This window comes from Halomonas halmophila (genome assembly GCF_006540005.1).
GTDB classification, from domain to species: Bacteria; Pseudomonadota; Gammaproteobacteria; order Pseudomonadales; family Halomonadaceae; genus Halomonas; species Halomonas halmophila.
In genome coordinates this window covers 66,555-81,296 of record NZ_BJOC01000022.1, presented here as the reverse complement: position 1 = coordinate 81,296, position 14,742 = coordinate 66,555, and the positions used below count along the sequence as shown (strand labels likewise).

The following is a 14,742-nucleotide window of genomic DNA, read 5'->3' as shown; positions in this document are numbered from 1 at the left end:
CCCTATGAACCATCTCGAGATACAACCCGGCAAGATGACCCTGGCCCAGGCGCGCCAGGTCTTCGAAGCCCCTCTCCAGGTCTCCCTGCCGACCAGTGCCGATGCCGATATCGCCGCCGGCGTCGACTGCGTCAATCGTGTAGTCGAGGAAGATCGCACCGTCTATGGCGTCAACACCGGCTTCGGCCTGCTGGCCCAGACCCGCATCGAAAAGAACCAGCTCGAGGATCTCCAGCGCTCCCTGGTGCTGTCCCATGCCACCGGCGTCGGTGCCGCCATGGACGACGACCTGGTGCGACTGATCATGGTCCTCAAGGTCAACAGCCTGGCCCGCGGCTTCTCCGGCATTCGCCGTGAGGTCCTGGATGCCCTGGTGGCACTGATCAACGCCGAGATCTACCCGCACATCCCGCTCAAGGGCTCGGTAGGCGCCTCCGGCGATCTGGCCCCGCTGGCGCACATGAGCGTGGTGTTGCTCGGCGAGGGGCAGGCACGCCATCGCGGAGAATGGCTGCCGGCCCATGAGGCCCTGGCCAAGGCCGGCCTCGAACCGTTGTCGCTGGCGCCCAAGGAAGGTCTGGCCCTGCTCAATGGCACCCAGGTCTCCACCGCCTACGCGCTCAAGGGCCTGTTCGATGCCGAAGACCTGTTCGCCGCCGCCACTGTCTGCGGCTCGCTCACCGTGGAAGCCACCCTGAGTTCGCGCTCGCCCTTCGATGCCCGCATCCATGAGGTACGCGGCCAGCGTGGCCAGATCGATGCCGCCACCGCCTACCGGCAATTGCTCGGTGAGCGCAGCGAGATCAGCGACTCGCATGTCGATTGCGGCAAGGTCCAGGACCCCTATTCCCTGCGCTGCCAGCCCCAGGTGATGGGCGCCGCCCTCACCCAGATCCGCCAGGTCGCCGAGGTTCTGGGCATCGAGATCAACGCCGTCTCGGACAACCCCCTGGTGTTCGCCGAACAGGGTGATATCATCTCCGGCGGCAATTTCCATGCCGAGCCGGTCGCCATGGCGGCCGACAACCTGGCGCTGGCCATCGCCGAGATCGGCTCGCTCACCGAGCGTCGCGTCTCGCTGATGATGGACAAGCACATGTCCCAGCTCCCGCCCTTCCTGGTGGAACACGGCGGCGTCAACTCGGGCTTCATGATCGCGCAGGTGACGGCGGCCGGACTCGCCAGCGAGAACAAGGCGCTCTCGCACCCGCACAGTGTCGACAGCCTGCCGACCTCGGCCAACCAGGAGGACCACGTCTCCATGGCGCCGGCCGCCGGCAAGCGACTGTGGGAAATGGCCGATAACGTGCGAGGCATCCTCGCCATCGAATGGCTGGCCGCCTGCCAGGGACTGGATTTCCGCGACGGTCTCAGGACCACCGACACCCTGGAAGAAGCTCGCCGGGTACTGCGCGAGCGTGTCGCCTACTACGACAAGGACCGTTTCTTCGCACCGGACATCGACGCCGCCAGCAAGCTCCTCGCGAAACGTCATCTCAGTCGTCTGGCGCCCGCCGAACTGTTACCCAGCCAGGTGTATTGACCGGCAAGCATCGCCCCGTCGCCCCTTGCAAATCTTGCTGTATCAGCAGCGGGTAGGGGCGACACCAACAACAATCGACATCCTCAACAAGGACAAGACATGAACGCAGTAGTTCTGGCCATTCTGGTCATGGTCACCCTCAGCCTGATGCGCGTTTCCGTTGTGTTCGCGTTGATCGCCGCGGCTCTGGTCGGCGGCCTCACCGCCGGCATGCCGCTGGGCGACATACTCTCCGCCTTCAACGACGGCCTGGGCAACGGTGCCAAGGTGGCGATCTCCTATGCCGTCCTCGGTGCCTTCGCTGTGGCGCTGTCACGCTCGGGGATCACCCAGCTGCTTTCCAGCAAGGCCATTGCCGGTCTCAACCTGGATGACGCTTCAGCCAATCACCGCGGAATCGCCTTCATGGTATTGGGCGTACTGCTGGCCGCAGCGGTCAGCTCCCAGAACCTGATTCCGGTGCATATCGCCTTCATTCCGGTACTGGTGCCACCGCTGCTCAAGCTGATGAATCACCTGCAGCTTGATCGCCGCGCCGTGGCCTGCGTCATCACCTTCGGCATTACTGCCCCCTACATGCTGCTGCCGGTCGGCTTCGGCTCGATCTTCCTCCACGATATCCTGCTGACCAACCTCAATGAAAATGGTCTGGATGCGACTCCCGGCATGGTCCCCATGGCCATGATCGTACCCATCGGCGGCATGGCCATCGGCCTGCTCATCGCGGTGTTTTTCAGCTACCGCCGCCAGCGCGACTATCAGGACATCAATCTGGCGCATGGTGACGAATCACCCAACGAAGCCGCCCAGCACCTCAAGCCCTGGCAGATGGTGATCCTCGGGTTGTCCCTGGTCGGCACGGTAGCGGTCCAGCTGCTCAGCGGCTCCATGGTACTGGGTGGCCTGTTCGGCTTCGCCCTGCTTTCGGTAAGTGGCGTCTTCCGCTGGCACGAGCAGGACGACATCTTCACCGAAGGCATGCGCATGATGGCGCTGGTCGGCTTCATCATGATCTCAGCGGCGGGTTTCGCCAGCGTCATGCAGGCCAGTGGCGAAGTCGAGGCGCTGGTCACCAGCTCCACCGAGATAATCGGCGACAACAAGGGCCTGGCTGCCCTGATCATGCTGCTCGTCGGGCTGTTCATTACCATGGGCATCGGCTCGTCCTTCTCGACGATTCCGATCATTGCTTCACTCTATGTGCCCATGGCCCTGAACTTCGGCTTCTCGCCCATGGCGACCATCGCTCTGGTGGGCACCGCCGCCGCCCTCGGGGATGCCGGCTCTCCAGCCTCGGACTCGACGCTCGGCCCGACCGCCGGGCTGAATGCAGACGGCCAACATGACCACATCTGGGACAGCGTGGTGCCGACCTTCCTGCACTACAATATCCCGCTGATCATCTTTGGCTGGGTTGCCGCCATGACTCTCTGACCCAGGGAGATGCTACAAGAACAGCAAAAGGCCCGCCGGTGTTGAGCCGACGGGCCTTTTTCACATCAGGCAGATGAGTACAAGCACGCGCTGCGCGACTGGCCACTCAACCGTGCTTCAGCAGATACTCGAGGTCGCCGACGATCGACTCGATGGAGTCGAAATCACTGGCCATGAAACGCGCCTCACCCTGCCGATTGAAGGCAAAGACACTGCTGGAGTGGGTGACACTGTAGTTGCCCTGCTCATCCTTCTCGCCGTACTCATAGGTCACCCGATAGCGGTTGGTCAGCGCATCGATCTGTTTGCGCTTGCCGGTCAAGCCGATGAACTGTGGACCAAAGGCTTCGGTATACTGCTTCATGACCTGCGGCGTGTCGCGTCCCGGATCCACCGACACGAAGAGCACCCGGACGTCATCGCGTTGCTCTTCATCTAGCTGCTTGATGGCCGCAGAGAGTTTGGCCAACGTTGTCGGGCAGACATCCGGGCAGTGCGTAAAACCGAAGAACATGAAGGTCGGCTTGCCGATGTAGTCCTCGGCAGTGACCTGCCGGCCATTCTCATCGACCAGCTGAAATGCCATGTCCGGCATGACATCGGTGATGTCATTGGTTTCCCAGTTGCGATCGACACAACCGGCCATCATCAGCATGACGAACAACAGGGTGACCAGGCGCCATACGCTGTGGCGACCGGCTCTGTCAGGCGGCGCAAACACGGGAAATACCAAGATTGACTCCTACAGGTAAGTGGGCGGCACTGCCTCGAATTCGACCGACAGCGACTCACGTTGCTCGAAACGCAGGGTGATCTCGACAGGGTCACCCACGGCGATGTCGCCGGCGGGTTGCATCAACATCAAATGATAGCCCTGGGGCGCGAACTCGATGGAGCCGCCCGCCGCAACCTCGATTTGGTCGACGGCCTGCATGCTGGCCATGCCCTCGTGGCTCATGCTGCGATGCAGTTCCACCCGGCCGAAAGCCTGGCTGTCAGCACCGACCAGCACCACCGCTCGAGCCCCGTTGTTGTCCAACTGAAAATAGCCGGCTGCCGGGGTGTCACCCGGCAGCACGCGCACCCGCGCGTCACTGACCTCGAGTTCGGCGGCCTGGGCACTCAGGGGCAGGACACTGCCGACCAGGGTCGCCAGCAGCATCGCCGCCCTGGCGGGAACACCTTTCCTGCAAATTACCTGCGTCATGCAACTATCCTCTGAAGGCGATGACTTGCGTCATCGGGTGGGCGGCCCCGGGTGATGGCTCAGCAGAAAGACGACAGACCACAGTTCGAAGTAAAGCGGTCCGACTCGATGTCCAGGGTGACTCGCCCGTTGATGGTATTGTAGAAAAAGGAGGCGTAACCATTCTCCGATGCGGCCGACTTGTAGACACCGCAATAGCCATAGCCGTTGTTGACGCGCTGCAGCTTGTCGACCTCGATTGCCGCGCTGCTCGCCAGCTTGCCGGCCAGCGCCTGCTCGATCTCGCTGTCGAGCTTGATGGCCGAAATGGCTTGACCACCGAAGATCAGCCCCGCCAGCAACAACAGAAAGCCCACCGGGACGGCGAGACACAGCACGAGACCACGGTTCTTCATCTACCAAACTCCGTCAGAAAGCATGCCCGGTTTCACGACCCGAGCGTTCCGCCACGCATGCAGCACTGTTTGCCCTTCCTGCCACTACCACACGGACAGGGCGAGTTGCGGCCCGGCTTGAGGCGGGTCACCCGGGGTTCACCATCCACATAGCACCAGTGTCCATCGCGTCGGGTGAAAGTCGAGTCTTCCTCGAGCACGCCCCAGCGGCTGCCTTCCCGAAAGGTGGCACGAAACTGCACCCGCCCCTGGTCGCCGTCGCCATGCGAGTCGACGATCTCGAGGCGTACCCAATGGGTGGGGTCCTCGTCCGGTAGACTCGCCGGCCGCTTGTCCGGATGCCAGGTCGCCAGAAGATAGTCATTGCGCCCCAGTGCAAAGGCGCTGAAGCGGGCACGCATCAGCGCTTCCGGCCCGGGGGCCAGCTCCCCCGCATGGTAGCGACCGCAGCAAGCGGCCAGTGTGTCGCCACTGCCGCACGGACATTGCTGCTCCATGACCGACCACCCCTTATCATCAGCAAAGTGGCATCATACCCTGCCTGACGAAATTTCTCAGCCATGCGGCCCGGCCAGCAACCCCCGCGGGCCGCCTGAATCCTGCGTCACAGCGTCGCACCGGGGAATGCCTGCCCGGCCGCCTGTTGCTTGCCTCAGGAACTCCATCGGGTGGTTTTCTTACCGCGAGCTGTCATGCTGGTGTCATCTACTGACGATGTCCGGAAAAAGCGTGCTGCATGAGTGACTCCCGACCCGCCATGCGTCTACTGCGTGGCCCGCTGTTGAGCTTCCATCACGACCCGGGAGACAGCGATGCCCCCGCCGAGGGCAGTGTCTTCCATGACGAGGACGGCGCCATTCTGATCGAAGGCGGTCTCATCCGTCGCGTCGGTCACTATGCGGCGCTGGCCGAGGATCTGCCGGCGAATATCGAGACCATCGACTATCGCGGCAAGCTGATGATGCCCGGCTTCATCGATACCCATGTGCACTATGTACAGCTGGACATCATGGCCTGCTGGGGGCGTCAGTTACTCGACTGGCTCAATGACTATACCTTCCCCGAAGAGTGCCGCTTCGCCCGCCAGGTCCATGCCGATGTCATCGCCGAGGCCTTTCTCGACGAATCACTGCGCGTCGGCACCACCACGGCCCAGGTGTTCTGCACCTCTCACCCCGGCTCGGTCGATGCGTTCTTCACCGCCGCCCGGCGACGCGGGCTGCGCATGCTGGCCGGCAAGGTGCTGATGGATCGCCACGCCCCGCCTGAGTTGCTCGACAGCCCGCTGGGCGGCCTCGCCGACAGCGAACGCCTGATCGCTGATTGGCACGGCCGTGACCGCCTGGGCTATACCCTGACGCCACGCTTTGCGCCGACCTCGACCCGCGAACAGCTGGATGCCACTGGCGGCGTCCTGGCTAGTGCGCCGGATCTACACCTGCAGACACACCTTTCCGAAAACCATGGCGAGGTCGACTGGGTGGCCGAGCTGTTTCCGGAGAGTCACGACTACCTGGACGTCTACGAACGCCACGGCCTGGTCGGCCCGCGCAGCACCTTCGCGCATGGCATTCACCTGACCCAGCCCATGCGCCAGCGGCTGGCGGATGCCGGAGCCAATGTGGCCTTCTGCCCCACGTCCAATCTGTTCCTCGGCAGCGGCCTCTTCGATCGCCAGGCCTGCCGCCAGGCGGGGCTGACCGTCAGCCTGGCCAGCGACGTCGGCGGCGGGACCGACCTGTCACCGCTGGGCAGCCTCAAGGCCGCCTATCAGGTCGGCCAGTTACTGGGGCAACCACTGACCGCCTGGCAAGGCTTCTATCAGCTGACCCTGGGCAATGCGCGAGCCCTGCGTCTCGACGAGCACATCGGCCAACTGCGCCCCGGTGGCGAGGCCGATATCGTCATCCTCGACCCGGATGCCAGTCCATTGCTCAAGCGACAGAATGCCCGCTGCCGGAACCTGGCCGAGCGCCTCTTCGCGCTGATGATGCTCGGCGATGATCGCGCCGTGCATGCTACCTGGGCCAACGGCGAGTGCGTCCACCAGCGATTGGACTGAGCAGGCCGCCTCCTTCAGCAATCCGCCAGGCGGGCCTGCAGTTCGGAACGCCTGGCCTCGGTCATGAAGGCCTCGTCGATGGCATTGGCCGCCAGTTGCCGGAAGGTCGCCTCTCCCCAGCCGAAGGCCTCCCGGCAGGCCGCGAAGTTGTCCAGCATGCCGCCGCCGAAATAGGCGGGGTCGTCGGAGCTCAGGGTCAGTCTGAGCCCCGCCTCGAGCAGGCGCGGCAAGGGGTGCTCCGCGAGCCGCTCGACCACCTTGAGGCTGACGTTGGACAGGGGGCAGACCGTCAACACGATGCCACGCTCGCGCAATGTCTCGACCAGGCCCGGATCCTCCAGGCAGCGCACGCCGTGATCGACACGGCACACCTGTAACTGCTCCAGCGCCTCGCGGATATACGCGGGCGGCCCCTCCTCGCCCGCATGCGCCACACAAGCCAGCCCCATCTGCCTGGCACACTGGAAGACCTCGGCGAAGCGGCCCGGCGGATGCCCCAACTCGGCACTGTCCAGTCCGACCGCAGCGAATCGCTCACGGTAGGGCTCGACCGCTTCCAACAACTGCATGGCCTCCTCGACAGGCTTGTCACGCAGGAAGGCCAGAATCAGTGCCGTCGAGATATCGAGCTCCCGCGCGGCCCGCTCGCGGGCCCGCTCCAGACCGTTGAGTACCGTCTCGAGCGGCACGCCGCGAGCCAGATGCGCCTGGGGATCGACATGCATCTCCACATGCACCACGCCCTCGGCATGGGCGCGACGCAAATAGTCCATGGCCAGGTCTTCAAAATCCGCCTCATGGCGCAGGACGCTCATGCCGAGGAAATACAGCTCGAGAAACGCCGATAGATCGGCGAAGTCATAAGCCCGGCGGACCTCCTCGACCGATGCGTAAGGCAGGGTCACTCCATTGCGCTCGGCCAGCGCCATCATCAGCTCCGGCTCGAGAGTCCCCTCGATGTGCAGATGGAGCTCGGCCTTGGGCAGTTGCTTGAGAAAATCCTGCATGTGTTCACCCGGTACAGAAGAAAGCTCACCATGCTCCGGCATGACCCACGGCTGTGGCAAGATGAGGCGCCACCGCCGATTGCTGGCCGGCCAGCCTCACCCCTGATCGGGAAGCGTCACGCGGCGGTTCACCCCCGGCAAGGGCTGAGCCTCAGGTTCATGGTGATGGGAAAAGACGATCACGCTGCGCCCTTCCAGCCACTGGTCGAGTCGCGCCGCCAGTCGCCGCGCCAGGGGCGCATCCAGGCCATTGAAGGGCTCGTCCAGCAACACCAGGCCCGGATCCCGCAGCATCAGGCGCGCCAGGGCCACGCGCCTGGCCTGGCCGCCGGACAGCCGCCGGCCGCCTTCACCGACTCGGGTGGCCAGTCCATGGGGCAGCTCACGCGCCCAGTCGCCCAGCTCGACGTCATCGAGACGCTGCCACAGCGCCGCCTCACTGGCCTGCGGATCGCCCAGCCAGAGATTGGCCGCCAGGCTGTCGTCGAACAGCTCGGTGTCCTGGGTCAACACCGCCAGGCGGCGTCGCAGAGCTTCTTCATCGAGGTGTTCGACAGCACAGCCCCCGAGGTACAGAGCTCCGCTGTCCGGACGAAGCTGGCGCGCCACCAGTGCGGCAAGGCTGGACTTGCCGGACCCCGAAGGCCCGCACAGGGCGACTCTCTCGCCCACCGCCAGGGTCAGCGAGACATCCGCCAGCGCCGCTTTCAGGGCGCCGGGATAGCGCAGGCTAACCCGATCGAGCTGCAGCGACAGTGGACCCGCCGTCGGCAGGCGCCGCGTGGCAAGGTCGCCCGGCGCAACGCGCGCGGCTTCCAGGGCATTGAGTCGCTCGGCGGCGGCCAGGGTGGCACCGAACTGGGTAAAGGCCATGGGCAACGCCATCACTGCTTCGTTGAGTGCCATGATAGCCAGCGGGATCATCACCAGCACGGGCCCGGAGAGCCGCTCGGCCTCCCACAGGGTGGCGCCGACCCAGAATGCCAGCAACCAGGCCAGGCCGACCATCAGGCCCCCCAGCGACAGACCCAGGGCCGCAATGCGACCCAGCTGGCGTTGATCCTCGCGCAGGCGCGCCTCGATGGCATCCAGACGCTGGCGCTGCTCGGCCAGGGCACCAAAGGTCTCGAGTTCGGCCATGCCTGTCAGATGCTCGATAACCCGGCCGCGCAATCGCTCCAGCTCGGTCACCCTTCGCCGACTCGCCGCCATGCCCCAGCGGGCCTGACCGAAGGTCAGCCAGACCCAGGCCACCCCCAGCACCAGCGCCACCGACCCGCCGGCCAGCGGCGCCCACAACGCCACAAAACCGCTCAGCGCAAGGATCGCCACCAATGCCACCAGCGCCGGCGCGAGCAGACGCAGAAAGAGGCTATCCAGGCTGTCGATATCGGCGGTCAAGCGGTTCAGCCAGTCACTGGCACGACGTCGGCTGAGGCTGGCCAGATCCAGCGCCGCCAGTACCGAGAACAGGTGGCCGCGCAGGTCGGCCAGCAGCCTGAGTACGGTGTCATGGTTATAGAGACGTTCACCGTAGCGCGCCAGGGTTCGCGTCAGGGCGAAGGCGCGTATGCCGCCCCCCGGCACATATACATCCAGGGTCACGGCCGCCCCGGCCGCCAGCGCCAGGCCGGTCAGGCCCGTGGCGGTAATGAACCAGCCGGAAAGCGCCAGCAGCCCCAGGGCCGCCATCAGGGCCAGCAGCATCAGCAGAGCACCGATCGCCAGACGTCCGCGCCGACGGGCCAGATGTCTCAGCCAGGGCCGCAGCGTCGTGATCACCCCGGTCTCATTCATCGCCATGACCTCCCTGTTCCTGCAGCGTCAGCCGCCGACTGGCCAGGGCCAGCGGCGCTGCCCGGTGGCTGGCGATGACCAGGGTTCGGCCCTGTTCGATCAGCGCGGAGAAGGCCGCCAAGACCCGCGCCTCGCTGTCGGCATCCAGGCTGGCAGTGGGCTCGTCCAGCAACACCACCGGCGCCTCGGAGAGGAAGATCCGGGCCAGCGCCAGACGTTGTGCCTGCCCACCCGACAAACCGACACCGCGCTCGCCCAGCGGAGTCTCGAGCCCCGCCGGCAGGGCCGTCAGTAGATCGCCCAGGCCCACGCGCTGCAGGGCATCGCGCAGGGCCGCGTCGCTGGACTGTGGCGCGGCAAGCCGCAGGTTGTCGGCCAGGCTGCCATGAACGAGCAAGGGGCGCTGGTCCATCCAGGCCAGGCGCAACCCCGGCACGGCGCGATGCTCACCGGCGCTGGGCTCGACGAAGCCGGCCAGCAGCTGCAGCAGTGTCGACTTGCCCACCCCGGAGGGGCCACTGATGCCCAGCACCTCGCCGGCTTCCAGCGTCAGATCGAGCGGTCCCAGCACCTGCCCGCGTTCACCATGACGGACACAGGCCGCGTCCAGCTCGACCAGCCCCTTGCCCCTGGGGACAGATGGCACATGGCCCTGCCGCGGCGAGCCTTCATTGAGCAGTTCGACCATGCCCTCGGCCGCGCCCAGGGCCGCCGCACGATCATGGTAATGCTGGGACAGGCTGCGCAGGGGCTGGAAGAACTCCGGCGCCAGCAGCAGCACCAGCAGACCGCTGAACAGGGTCAACTGATCCGCGGGACCAAAGCTGATATACCCCAGCAGACCGAACCCCACGTACATGGCCACCACCGCGATAGCCACGGCGGCGAAGAACTCGAGCACCGCCGAGGACAGAAAGGCAATACGCAGGGTGCGCATGCTGCGCACGCGATAGGCATCGGCGGCCGCGTGCACTTCCTCGGTGGCCTGACGACCGACACCGAACAACTGCAGGGTGGTGATGCCCCGCACCCGGTCAATGAAATGACGCGACAGGCGCGACACCGTCTCGAACTGCTCGCGATTGAGGCGCTCGGCTCCCATGCCGACCAGTGCCATGAATAACGGAATCAGCGGGGCAGCCAGCAGCATGAACAGCGCCGCCAGCCAATCCAGAGTCAGCACCACTCCGAGAATGACCAGCGGCACCAGCACCGCCAGCCGCATCTGCGGCAGAAAACGCGCCACATAGCCATCCAGGGCCTCGACCTGATCGACAACCCGATTCGCCAGACTGGCAGTGTGATGCCCGGTCAATCCCACCGGGCCGAGTGACTGGAGGTGATCCAGCAGGACACGCCGCGCCTCGGCACGAACCCGCAGACTGGCCTGAATCCCGGCGTTTTCCTGCCACCACTGAGCCAGTGCTCGCAGCACCATGGCCACCGCCAGCAGCGCGAAACCCGGCAACAGCGAAGCCGGCCGAACGGCATCAATGACCAGGGCGCTGACCAGCCATGCCAGGGTCGCCATCTGCAGAATGGTCATCAGGCCGACTACCAGCCCCGCCACGACCGCCAGGCCGAGCGACTTGCGCTCGGCCCGGGCGAGACGGGCCAGCCAGCTGCGCGCCGTCAAGGAAGATGTCATGTCTGGCATCGGATCAGTGATAGCCCTGACCTTCGCGGACCTTGCCGCGGAAGACCCAGTAGGTCCAGGCGGTGTAAGTCAGCACGATGGGAATCACGAACAGCACCCCGAGCAGCAGGAACAGCTGGGATTCCGGCGCCGAGGCTGCCTCCCAGATGGTGTAGTCCGGCGGCACGATGTACGGCCACTTGCTGACCACCAGCCCCAGATAGGTGAAGACGAAAAGCCCCAGGGTGGCAATGAAGGGCTGGCCTTCGCGCCGCTGCTTGACGGCCCGCCACACCACACCGGCACACACCAGCGCCAGCACCGGGAAGACCCAGATCAGGTGCAGATGGCCGAACCAGCGTTCGCGCACAAACTCATCCACGAAAGGCGTCCACACACTGATGATGGCGAACACCGCCAGTACGGCGACCAGCAGCCTGGGCGTCAGGCCATAGACCCATTCCTGCAGGCGCCCCTCGGTCTTCATGATCAACCAGGTCGCACCCAGCAGGGCATAGCCGGCCATCAGGCCCAGGCCAGTCAGCACGCTGAACGGCGTCAACCAGTCGAAGGGCCCGCCGACATAGACGAAGTCCTCGACGGCGAAGCCCTGGATGTAGGCACCCACCACGACACCCTGGGCGAATGAGGCGACGGCCGATCCCCAGCAGAAGGCGCGATTCCACCAGTGGCGGTTGCGCTGCGACTTGAAGCGGAACTCGAAGGCAATCCCGCGAAAGATCAGCCCGGCCAGCATCAGGAAGACGCCCAGGTACAGCGCCGGCAGGAAGACCGTATAGACCAGCGGGAAGGCCGCCAGCAAACCGGCACCACCCAGCACCAGCCAGGTCTCGTTGCCATCCCAGACCGGGGCCACGGTGTTCATCATCACATCACGCCCCGCCTCGTCCGGGGCAAACGGAAACAGCAGGCCCACGCCCAGATCGAAGCCATCCATGAGCACGTACATGATGACCCCGAAGCCGATGATCGCGGCCCAGATCAGCGATAAATCCAACATTTCCATGACTCAGCTCCTGCCCGGTTGGCTGGCGGCGTCCTCGAAGGGGACATGAGTAGCGGAAAGCGGTCGCATCGGCCGCTCGACCTCATCATCGTGTGGCTCGAGGTCCGGCAGCATGCCCTGGCGCACCACCCGGGTCAGGTAGTAGACGCCCACCCAGAAGACCACGGCATAGACGGCCACATAGCCGATCAGGGTCGTCAGCGCCATCCAGCCACTCAGCGACGGTGTCAACGACTCGGCCTGATCCATGATGCCGTAGACCAGCCAGGGCGCTCGGCCGATTTCGGTGACGAACCAGCCCGCCAATACTGCCAGGAACGGCGACACGCTCATCACCCGCATCAACTGCAGGAAGCCTCGGCTCTCGTAGAGCCGTCCCCGAACGCGCAGCCAGAGTCCCGCGATCGCCACGCCGATCATCACCAAGCCGATGCCGACCATGACGCGGAACGACCAGAAGACCAGCCACACCGGCGGTTGCTCGGCGGGGGCCGCTTCGCTGACCCCGGGAATCTCGCCGTCGATATCATGCGTCAGGATCAGACTCGCCAGCCCCGGAATGCCGAATTCGACCAGGTTTTCCTGAGCGTCCTGATCGGGCCAGGCGAACAGCAGCAGGGGCGCGTTGCTCTGTCGCTCCCAGTTGCCCTCCATGGCCGCCACCTTGGTCGGCTGATGCTCCAGGGTGTTGAGGCCATGGGCATCGCCCACCACCGCCTGGGCCGGCGCCAGCACCAGCAGCAGCCACAGGCACATGGAGAAGGCCTTGCGATTGGCCTCGACATCGCGACCGATCAACAGGTACCAGGCGCTTACGCCGGCAACCACGAAGCCCCCTGTCAGGAAGGACGCCAGCACCATGTGCGCGAAGCGATACGGAAAGGAAGCGTTGAAGATTGCCTCGGACCAGGACGTCACCTGGAAGCGGCCATCGACCAGCTCGACCCCGGCCGGCGTCTGCATCCAGCTGTTGGCCGAGATGATCCAGAACACCGAAATGAAGGTCCCCAGCGCCACCATCAGGGACGCGAAGAGGTGAACGCCCTGGGGCACCTTACCGCGACCGAACAGCAGCACGCCCAGGAAGGCGGCCTCAAGGAAGAAAGCCGTCACTACCTCATAGCTGAGCATGGGCCCCAGCAGATTCGAGGCCGCCCAGGAGAAGTTGCTCCAGTTGGTGCCGAACTGGAAGGACATCACGATGCCCGAGACGACGCCCATGCCGAACACCACGGCAAAGATCTTGGCCCAGAAGATGGCCAGGCGCTCCCAGGCCGGATTGCCGGTCTTGTAAAAGAGCCCGTTGAGCAGGGCGAGATAGGAGGCGATACCGATGGAGAACACCGGAAATATGGCGTGAAAGGACACCACGAAGGCAAATTGCAGTCGAGACAGCAGCAGAGGATCGAGTTCCATATCTGGCTCCAGATGGCTGCGCGAGAGACACGGCAGGAAAATCCTGCACGATCCGGCATCGTCGGCAGGCGCCTGAACACCAGCAGGGCGTTCGGGAGTCTGCCGATCATGCTCCGGCTATCATAACGCCATCAGGATGATAGGCTAGCGTGTCGCATTGTCGCAGCCTGGCCCTGTCTCGAGTGATCAGCCGCCCTGCACCACCAGATTGATCATGAAGCCGGTATAGACCAGATACATGGCCATCAAGGCACCACCCTCGAGCCGATTGATGCGCCCGGCGCGCCCCCGCCAGCCGAGTGCGAAGACACTCATGAGAAGGGTCATGGCCATCATCAGGCTCCAGTCGCGCAACAGCACCTCGGAGGCCACCTCGATGGGCGCGATCAGCGCCGCCAGCCCCACGACACCCAATGTATTGAACAGGTTGGAGCCCACCACATTGCCAAGCACCAGGTCATGCTCGCGGCGCCGCAGGGCACTGATCGACGAGGCCAGCTCGGGCAGCGACGTGCCCACCGCCACCACCGTCAGGCCGATGATCAGGTCGCTGACGCCGAAACTCTGGGCAATCGACACCGCGCCCCACACCAGCAGGCGCGAGCTCACCACCAGCAGCACCAGCCCCAGGGCCGTCCAGATCAGCCCGGCGCGCAGCGTCATCGAGTGCTGGGCGAGGCTCTCCTCGGTGTCAGTGGACAGCGCATCGGACGTCGTCTTCGCCCCCTGCCGGATCGAGAAGGCCATGAAGGCCGCCAGGATCAACAGCAGCAACCCGCCCTCGAGACGGCTCACCACACCGCCCAGCAGCAGCAGCGCCGACAGCAGGGTCACGCCGCCCAGAATGGGCAGCTCGCGGCGCACCATGCTCGAATGCACCGCCAGTGGCGAGATCAGCGCCACCAGTCCGAGGATCAGGCCGATGTTGGCAATATTGGAGCCATAGGCGTTGCCCAGCGCCAGCCCAGGATTACCCTGGTAGGCCGCAATGACCGACACCACCAGTTCCGGTGCCGAGGTCCCGAAGCCGATCACCAGCATGCCGATCAACAGCGGCGAAAGTCCCAGATGGGCAGAAGTGGCGGCCGCCCCATCGACGAAACGCTCGGCACTCCACATCAACAGCACAAGACCCGCTAGCACCGCCAGTACGGGAAGCATCATGGTATCTCCAGTCACATTCGGGCCTGTATGTTTGACTATGGTTCCCTCGGCGTC

The 14,742-nt window shown here is 64.8% G+C and carries 13 protein-coding genes; 3 read left to right on the top strand and 10 right to left on the bottom strand.

The window, feature by feature from the left end; genetic code table 11:
- Positions 1–4: 4 nt before the first annotated feature.
- On the top strand, positions 5–1,543 hold the full coding sequence (gene hutH / locus HHA01_RS08880) for a histidine ammonia-lyase (RefSeq protein ID WP_141319837.1): 1,539 nt from the start codon (positions 5–7) through the stop codon (positions 1,541–1,543).
- Positions 1,544–1,642: 99 nt separating this feature from the next.
- Positions 1,643–2,977, top strand: a complete 1,335-nt coding sequence (locus HHA01_RS08875) for a Na+/H+ antiporter family protein (RefSeq protein WP_141319835.1) — start codon at positions 1,643–1,645, stop codon at positions 2,975–2,977.
- A 106-nt stretch (positions 2,978–3,083) separates the two neighbouring features.
- Here HHA01_RS08875 and HHA01_RS08870 read toward each other — a convergent pair whose 3' ends face one another.
- The 4 genes from HHA01_RS08870 to HHA01_RS08855 are packed head-to-tail and all read right to left on the bottom strand — an operon-like array spanning position 3,084 to position 5,076.
- Entirely contained in the window at positions 3,084–3,710 is a 627-nt protein-coding gene (locus tag HHA01_RS08870; protein WP_246053860.1) for an SCO family protein, read from the bottom strand.
- 9 nt (positions 3,711–3,719) lie between these two features.
- On the bottom strand, positions 3,720–4,184 hold the full coding sequence (locus HHA01_RS08865; RefSeq protein ID WP_141319833.1) for a copper chaperone PCu(A)C: 465 nt from the start codon (positions 4,182–4,184) through the stop codon (positions 3,720–3,722).
- A 59-nt stretch (positions 4,185–4,243) separates the two neighbouring features.
- On the bottom strand, positions 4,244–4,579 hold the full coding sequence (locus HHA01_RS08860) for a hypothetical protein (RefSeq protein WP_141319831.1): 336 nt from the start codon (positions 4,577–4,579) through the stop codon (positions 4,244–4,246).
- Positions 4,580–4,611: 32 nt separating this feature from the next.
- Positions 4,612–5,076, bottom strand: a complete 465-nt coding sequence (locus HHA01_RS08855) for a YchJ family protein (protein ID WP_141319829.1) — start codon at positions 5,074–5,076, stop codon at positions 4,612–4,614.
- Between the two features lie 239 nt (positions 5,077–5,315).
- On the opposite strand from HHA01_RS08855, the gene guaD reads away from it, so the two are divergent.
- Entirely contained in the window at positions 5,316–6,641 is a 1,326-nt protein-coding gene (guaD, locus tag HHA01_RS08850) for a guanine deaminase (RefSeq protein ID WP_141319827.1), read from the top strand.
- A gap of 14 nt (positions 6,642–6,655) precedes the next feature.
- Here guaD and HHA01_RS08845 read toward each other — a convergent pair whose 3' ends face one another.
- The 6 genes from HHA01_RS08845 to HHA01_RS08820 form a co-directional block, all read right to left on the bottom strand.
- Complete coding sequence (locus HHA01_RS08845) at positions 6,656–7,648, bottom strand: adenosine deaminase (RefSeq protein WP_141319825.1); 993 nt, start codon at positions 7,646–7,648, stop codon at positions 6,656–6,658.
- Between the two features lie 96 nt (positions 7,649–7,744).
- On the bottom strand, positions 7,745–9,451 hold the full coding sequence (cydC, locus tag HHA01_RS08840; protein ID WP_246053859.1) for a thiol reductant ABC exporter subunit CydC: 1,707 nt from the start codon (positions 9,449–9,451) through the stop codon (positions 7,745–7,747).
- Positions 9,438–11,093 carry a thiol reductant ABC exporter subunit CydD gene (gene cydD, locus HHA01_RS08835; RefSeq protein ID WP_141319823.1) on the bottom strand — a complete coding sequence of 552 codons (1,656 nt, stop codon included), beginning with the start codon at positions 11,091–11,093 and terminating at the stop codon, positions 9,438–9,440. Before cydD ends, cydC begins: the two co-directional genes overlap by 14 nt.
- Before the next feature lie 13 nt (positions 11,094–11,106).
- A complete protein-coding gene (gene cydB, locus HHA01_RS08830; protein ID WP_141319822.1) occupies positions 11,107–12,108 on the bottom strand; it encodes a cytochrome d ubiquinol oxidase subunit II in 1,002 nt (333 codons plus the stop codon).
- Positions 12,109–12,111: 3 nt separating this feature from the next.
- Complete coding sequence (locus tag HHA01_RS08825) at positions 12,112–13,524, bottom strand: cytochrome ubiquinol oxidase subunit I (RefSeq protein WP_141319820.1); 1,413 nt, start codon at positions 13,522–13,524, stop codon at positions 12,112–12,114.
- 186 nt (positions 13,525–13,710) lie between these two features.
- A complete protein-coding gene (locus HHA01_RS08820) occupies positions 13,711–14,688 on the bottom strand; it encodes a calcium/sodium antiporter (protein ID WP_141319818.1) in 978 nt (325 codons plus the stop codon).
- Between the last annotated feature and the right edge of the window lie 54 nt (positions 14,689–14,742).

Bases quoted from the DNA above. Each gene is read 5' to 3' on its own strand.
- hutH (WP_141319837.1), top strand. From the start codon at position 5: ATGAACCATCTCGAGATACAACCCGGCAAGATGACCCTGGCCCAGGCG.
- HHA01_RS08875 (WP_141319835.1), top strand. From the start codon at position 1,643: ATGAACGCAGTAGTTCTGGCCATTCTGGTCATGGTCACCCTCAGCCTG.
- HHA01_RS08865 (WP_141319833.1), bottom strand. From the start codon at position 4,184: ATGACGCAGGTAATTTGCAGGAAAGGTGTTCCCGCCAGGGCGGCGATG.
- HHA01_RS08860 (WP_141319831.1), bottom strand. From the start codon at position 4,579: ATGAAGAACCGTGGTCTCGTGCTGTGTCTCGCCGTCCCGGTGGGCTTT.
- HHA01_RS08855 (WP_141319829.1), bottom strand. From the start codon at position 5,076: ATGGAGCAGCAATGTCCGTGCGGCAGTGGCGACACACTGGCCGCTTGC.
- guaD (WP_141319827.1), top strand. From the start codon at position 5,316: ATGAGTGACTCCCGACCCGCCATGCGTCTACTGCGTGGCCCGCTGTTG.
- HHA01_RS08845 (WP_141319825.1), bottom strand. From the start codon at position 7,648: ATGCAGGATTTTCTCAAGCAACTGCCCAAGGCCGAGCTCCATCTGCAC.
- cydC (WP_246053859.1), bottom strand. From the start codon at position 9,451: ATGGCGATGAATGAGACCGGGGTGATCACGACGCTGCGGCCCTGGCTG.
- cydD (WP_141319823.1), bottom strand. From the start codon at position 11,093: ATGACATCTTCCTTGACGGCGCGCAGCTGGCTGGCCCGTCTCGCCCGG.
- cydB (WP_141319822.1), bottom strand. From the start codon at position 12,108: ATGGAAATGTTGGATTTATCGCTGATCTGGGCCGCGATCATCGGCTTC.
- HHA01_RS08825 (WP_141319820.1), bottom strand. From the start codon at position 13,524: ATGGAACTCGATCCTCTGCTGCTGTCTCGACTGCAATTTGCCTTCGTG.
- HHA01_RS08820 (WP_141319818.1), bottom strand. From the start codon at position 14,688: ATGATGCTTCCCGTACTGGCGGTGCTAGCGGGTCTTGTGCTGTTGATG.